General features: G+C 39.9%; 1 protein-coding gene and 5 pseudogenes. 5 read left to right on the top strand and 1 reads right to left on the bottom strand.

Features of this window, described 5'->3' with window-relative positions; all coding sequences use genetic code 11:
* Positions 1-168: 168 nt before the first annotated feature.
* The 5 genes and pseudogenes from CBG25_RS13335 to leuC form a co-directional block, all read left to right on the top strand.
* Positions 169-801: pseudogene (locus tag CBG25_RS13335) on the top strand (pyruvate, water dikinase regulatory protein); the annotation flags it as partial.
* A gap of 138 nt (positions 802-939) precedes the next feature.
* Positions 940-1,986: a 3-deoxy-7-phosphoheptulonate synthase gene (locus CBG25_RS13330; protein ID WP_290607214.1), complete on the top strand. Its 1,047-nt coding sequence runs from the start codon at positions 940-942 to the stop codon at positions 1,984-1,986.
* 295 nt (positions 1,987-2,281) lie between these two features.
* Positions 2,282-3,380 (top strand): annotated as a pseudogene (locus CBG25_RS13325) (helicase HerA-like domain-containing protein); the annotation flags it as partial.
* Between the two features lie 252 nt (positions 3,381-3,632).
* Positions 3,633-4,556: pseudogene (leuB, locus tag CBG25_RS13320) on the top strand (3-isopropylmalate dehydrogenase); the annotation flags it as partial.
* Between the two features lie 3 nt (positions 4,557-4,559).
* A pseudogene (gene leuC, locus CBG25_RS13315) lies at positions 4,560-5,585 on the top strand (3-isopropylmalate dehydratase large subunit); the annotation flags it as partial.
* Positions 5,586-5,602: 17 nt separating this feature from the next.
* Here leuC and CBG25_RS13310 read toward each other — a convergent pair.
* Positions 5,603-5,854 (bottom strand): annotated as a pseudogene (locus CBG25_RS13310) (transposase); the annotation flags it as partial.
* Positions 5,855-6,020: the final 166 nt, after the last annotated feature.

The raw sequence follows: 6,020 nt of genomic DNA, 5'->3' as shown, positions 1-6,020 counted from the left end.
TGAACTCTTACATCCTAATTGCCATCGACAAAAACATAGTAGGGCTGCTGGTTACGATCGTATAGTATCGTAACTTATAAAGGCTTGAGCGGTATGCGGGGAAACTTGCACGTACCGTTCTTAGGGGCGGCGTGACAGAGATGTCACGTTGCTACCCGACCCTATCTCCGGCCGTTGGTTTTCTACTCGATTATCTCTCCAACAGTAAAAAAAATTATTACCAATAGTGCCGGCTGTTGTCATGATATTGTCCAATCTTTAATTGATCCGATCCAGCAAGAGATCGGTTTAAAACCCGAACCAAAGCTCAACCGTACGCATGGACTATCTAATCTAAATCAATATGATGCTAGAATTGCGGCAATTGAATATACATTAGCGCACGATGATGGTATATCACTAAAAAATCTCGATCAGGCTCAGGTTATTTTACTTGGAGTTTCGCGCTGTGGTAAAACACCCACCAGCCTCTATTTAGCGATGCAATTTGCCATCCAGGCTGCCAATTATCCTTTCACCGCAGATGATATGGATAATTTACAATTACCTCTTGCATTAAAACCTTATATAAATAAACTTTTTGGTCTAACAATTAGCCCTGAACGTCTAGCTGCTATTCGTGAAGAGCGCTATGAAAAAAGTCGTTATGCTTCTTTGCATCAATGTCGGATAGAATTAACTGAGGTAGAGGCTTTATTTAGAAAACATAATATTAACTATTTAAATACAACTAACTACTCTGTCGAAGAGATTTCAGCCAAAATTATTGAAACATTTGGGCTAAGTCGTCGTATATTTTAACAATTTAAAATTAGCTGAGAAACGCTCATTACTTTAACGATATCTTAAACAACCATTAGATCCAGTTTATTTTCAGTTATGGTAATGCTAGTTTATTTGCCAGAAAATCGACTATATTGAATTATATATGAGATAAATATGTATAAAACCGATGAGTTAAGAACTCAACCTATTGATAGCCTTATTACGCCTCAAGCGCTGGTGGATGAATTTCCGCTATCCAAAGAAATCATCGAAAATGTGACAACGTCACGAAAATCAATTGAGTCAATTTTAATTGGCCAAGATCAACGCCTATTGGTGGTCATTGGCCCCTGCTCTGTACATGATACCCAAGCGGCACTTGAATATGCCAAAATGTTGGCTAAATTGCGCGGCGAATATAAAGATTATCTTGAAATCGTGATGCGTACCTATTTTGAAAAACCACGTACGGTGATTGGCTGGAAAGGTTTAATTTCCGATCCTGACCTAAACAATTCGTGCCAAGTTAACAAAGGCTTGCGTTTAGCTCGTGAGCTACTAACCAACATTAATCAACTTGGACTACCGACGGCAACTGAATTTTTAGATATGATAACCGGTCAATATGTAGCCGATCTTATTAGCTGGGGAGCCGTCGGCGCCAGAACAACAGAAAGCCAAATCCATCGACAGATGGCATCAGCGCTGTCATGTCCGGTTGGTTTCAAAAACGGTACCGACGGGAATATCAATATTGCTATCGATGCTATTCGTGCCGCACGTGCCAGCCATTTATTTTTATCGCCTGATAAGAATGGCCAAATGACTATTTATCAAACAAAAGGTAACCCTTATGGCCATATTATTATGCGCGGAGGAAAACGGCCTAATTATAGAGCTGAAGATATTGCCATAGCCTGCAGTCAGTTACGTAAATTGGGATTACCGGAACGATTGGTTATCGACTTTAGCCATGGTAATTGCCAAAAAATTCATCAACGCCAAATCGATGTTGCTAAAAATATTGCTCAACAATTGCAAAAAGGCTCGAGGGATATCGCCGGCATTATGGCAGAAAGTTTTCTAATAGAAGGTACCCAGCAAGTCACTACCGGCAAGCCACTTACCTATGGTCAGTCTATTACTGACCCTTGCCTAGGCTGGCAGGACACTGAACAATTATTAACTATACTTGCTGAAGCGGTAAAACATCGATTTTAGTCATTACAAAGGAGAATTTTTAAGTCACAATTAAATTAATTGTCAAACAAAATTCTTCCTTACTAATAGATTATTTTATCTGGCTAGATTTACTGAAATTTTTATTATTAAAATACCAAATGCACCACCATCAGCTATCTTTACCCTATACACTTGTATAATTTTTTATTAATTGGGCCTATTTTAACAATCGCGTTTACTATTTTGTCTGGTAATTAAAAATTTAACTAAAGTTTGCTATCAAGCCTGGCAATAAAATTATACCCATTATGCCGACTACAGAGGATATTTTTAGATGCAAAAATCTCTCGTCATCGCTAAAAATAGTGAAACTGAATTAGCCATATTGCCTGCACTGGCAAATCGACATGGATTAATTACTGGTGCAACAGGAACAGGTAAAACTGTAACGCTACAAAAAATGGCGGAAAGTTTTTCTCAAATTGGGGTACCGGTTTTTATGGCTGATGTAAAAGGTGATCTCTCAGGTATTGGTGCAAAAGGTGTATTAACGCCTAAATTGCAATCACGCCTTGAAGCGCTTGGCGTAACAGACTGGCACCCTGCTGCTTGCCCTGTCACTTTCTGGGATGTTTTTGCAGAACTTGGACACCCTGTGCGGGCAACCATCTCAGATATGGGGCCATTGCTATTATCACGGTTAATGAATTTAAATGATGTGCAAAGTGGTGTATTACAACTTATTTTTAAAATTGCCGATGACAATGGCTTACTATTGCTGGACATGAAAGATCTACGTTCCACAGTTCAATATGTTGGTGAAAACGCGAAACAATTTCAAACTGAATACGGTAACATTGCCAGCACCTCAATCGGCGCCATACAAAGTGGCTTATTAACCCTTGAACAACAAGGCGCTGATTACTTTTTCGGCGAACCTATGCTTGATATCGTTGATCTGATCAAAATTGATCCTAATGGCCAAGGGATGGTCAATATTCTTGCCGCAGAAAAGCTCTATAATCAACCTAAGCTCTACGGGGTGTTTCTATTATGGTTATTATCGGAACTTTTTGAACGTTTGCCTGAAATGGGTGATGTTGAAAAACCAAAACTGGTGTTTTTCTTTGATGAAGCCCATCTACTTTTTACTAATGCGCCAACAGCATTACTGGAAAAAATCGAACAAGTTGTTCGTCTGATCCGTTCAAAAGAAATTGGCGTTTATTTTGTTACCCAAAATCCACTTGATATTCCCGATAATATTCTAGGACCAGTTAGGCAATCGGGTTCAGCACGCATTACGAGCATTTACGCCACGTGATCAAAAGGCAGTTAAAGCTGCAGCCGAAACTATGCGAGCAAATCCAGATTTTAAAGCCGAACAGGCAATAACTGAACTTGGGGTTGGTGAAGCATTAATCTCGTTCTTAGTTACCGTCTTGAGAATCAACCTTAAAAACTAAAAATAACCCATGAATTTAATTCTGTAATTTTAGGTTATATACTCGTCGTCATTGAAGATGCTTGATTTTCCATGAGCAATGCCCATTTAATAGGTATGAACATTAATCTCTCACAAGAACAAAAACTAAAGCTCAGAAATCTTCACAGGGAAAGTCGTGACCGTCTTGTATGCGATCGGATACGGTGTGTTCTTTTGTGCGCCGATCGCCATGGTCAGCCTACCAGCTGCAACACTTTCAGGTTGCCAACAAGCGGATGCGATACTCTTCGGTTCAGTTGGTGGCCCGCAATGGGAACACCTGCCGCCTGCTAATCAGCCGGAGCGTGGCGCATTATTACCCTTACGTAAACATTTTCAGTTATTTAGTAACCTAAGACCCGCTCGTCTATATCCTAGTTTAAATAACTTCTGTCCATTACGGGCGGATATTGCCGCAAAAGGTTTTGATATTCTTTGTGTGCGTGAATTAACCGGTGGGATCTATTTTGGTCAACCTAAAGGACGTGTTGGGTCTGGTATTGATGAAAAAGCCTTTGATACCGAGATTTATCATCGTTTTGAAATAGAACGCATTGCGCATATCGCTTTTCAGGCAGCGCGTAAACGAAGCTATAAAGTAACATCAATAGACAAAGCTAATGTATTGCAAAGTTCGATTTTATGGCGAGAAGTTGTCAATGAAATTGCCAAAATTTATCCCGATGTCGAAATCAATCATATGTATATCGATAATGCCACTATGCAGCTCATCAAAGATCCTGCTCAATTTGATGTTATGCTCTGCTCTAATATTTTTGGCGATATTATTTCCGATGAATGTGCAATGATTACCGGTTCAATGGGGCTGTTACCTTCCGCCAGTTTAAATCAACAAAATTTTGGCTTATATGAACCGGCTGGCGGCTCGGCACCGGATATCGCTGGTAAAAATATTGCTAATCCAATTGCGCAAATCTTATCTGTAGCGCTATTGATGCGTTATAGCCTGCACCAACCACATATTGCTGATGCGATAGAAAATGCCGTCAATAAAACCTTATTGCAAGGTTATCGAACTCAGGATTTGGCATTAGATAAGCAATTTGTCAGTACCGATGAAATGGGCAGTATTATTGCCAGTCATATTATGCAAGAGGTTTAGATTATGGCGAGAACTTTATATCAAAAATTGTACGATGCACACATTGTCCATGAAACGGAAAATGAAACACCATTAATTTATATCGATCGCCATTTACTGCATGAAGTCACTTCGCCTCAAGCATTTGATGGATTGAGAGCCCATAACCGCTCGGTCAGACAACCCAATAAAACTTTTGCTACCATGGATCACAATGTTTCTACTCAGACTAAAGACATTAATGCTAGTGGTGAGATGGCTCGCATTCAAATGCAAACCTTGATAAAAAATTGTCAACAATTTGCTATTACTCTTTACGATTTAAAACACCCTTTCCAAGGTATTGTCCACGTCATGGGGCCAGAACAAGGCATAACTTTACCTGGCATGACTATCGTATGCGGTGATTCCCACACCGCAACTCATGGTGCATTTGGCGCATTAGCTTTTGGTATTGGCACATCCGAAGTTGAGCATGTCTTGGCCACGCAAACCTTAAAACAAGCTCGAGCTAAAACCATGAAAATTGAGGTCATTGGTAAACTAGCTAATGGCATCACAGCTAAAGATATGGTACTGGCGATGATTGGCAAAATCGGTAGCGCCGGTGGCACCGGTTATGTTATTGAATTTTGAGGCGAAGCAATTGAAAACTTAACTATGGAAGGCCGAATGACTGTCTGCAATATGGCAATTGAAATGGGTGCTAAGGCAGGTATTATTGCGCCTGATGAAACCACTTTTAATTATATTAAAGGCCGACAATTTGCACCAAGCACAGAACAGTGGCAACAAGCCGTTAGTTATTGGAAAACGCTGAAGACTGATCCCGGTGCTCATTATGATGCCATCAAAACTATCTATGCTAATGAAATCGCCCCTCAGGTTACCTGGGGAACTAACCCAGGGCAAGTAATTGCGATCGATAGCCCCATACCGTCACCAGATCAATTGCTCGATCCCACTGAATATGCTTCTACAGAGAAAGCATTAAATTATATGGACTTACAAGCTGGGAGCAAATTGACCGACATTAAGATTGATAAGGTCACGAGTTTCGCACAAAACTAATTTGGGTACGCTAATAAAACACGGATGTGCTCAGCAATAGCATTTTTGATTACGTCCCAATTTTGTTGATAAAGGGTTATTTTTTCAGATATACGACGTTTATGTTGTTCAAACCACGCAGAAATAGCGAGAAAAATATGATTTCTTTGCGCTCGGCTCGTGCGAGCCTGACAGCGTTCAATACCACAATTTTGTTTAACTTCTCGATGATAAACTTCAACAGACCAACGGGCATCCATGATAGATTTGACGTATTCACGGGTGGGATTCTCTTTAAACTAGTTGCTGAATAGAGACTTGCATTTTTTGTCACGCTATTGAGAATAAAAAGAGGTTTAACTTAGAGAATAAAGGTTTGAAATGATCAACAAAGAGCGGCTGTTACGAGATAATCGTTTATGTAAAGCAATCATT

The organism is Arsenophonus sp. ENCA (assembly GCF_002287155.1).
GTDB lineage: Bacteria > Pseudomonadota > Gammaproteobacteria > Enterobacterales > Enterobacteriaceae > Arsenophonus > Arsenophonus nilaparvatae.
This window is presented reverse-complemented; position numbering and strand designations above follow the sequence as displayed.

Bases quoted from the DNA above. Each gene is read 5' to 3' on its own strand.
- CBG25_RS13330 (WP_290607214.1), top strand. From the start codon at position 940: ATGTATAAAACCGATGAGTTAAGAACTCAACCTATTGATAGCCTTATT.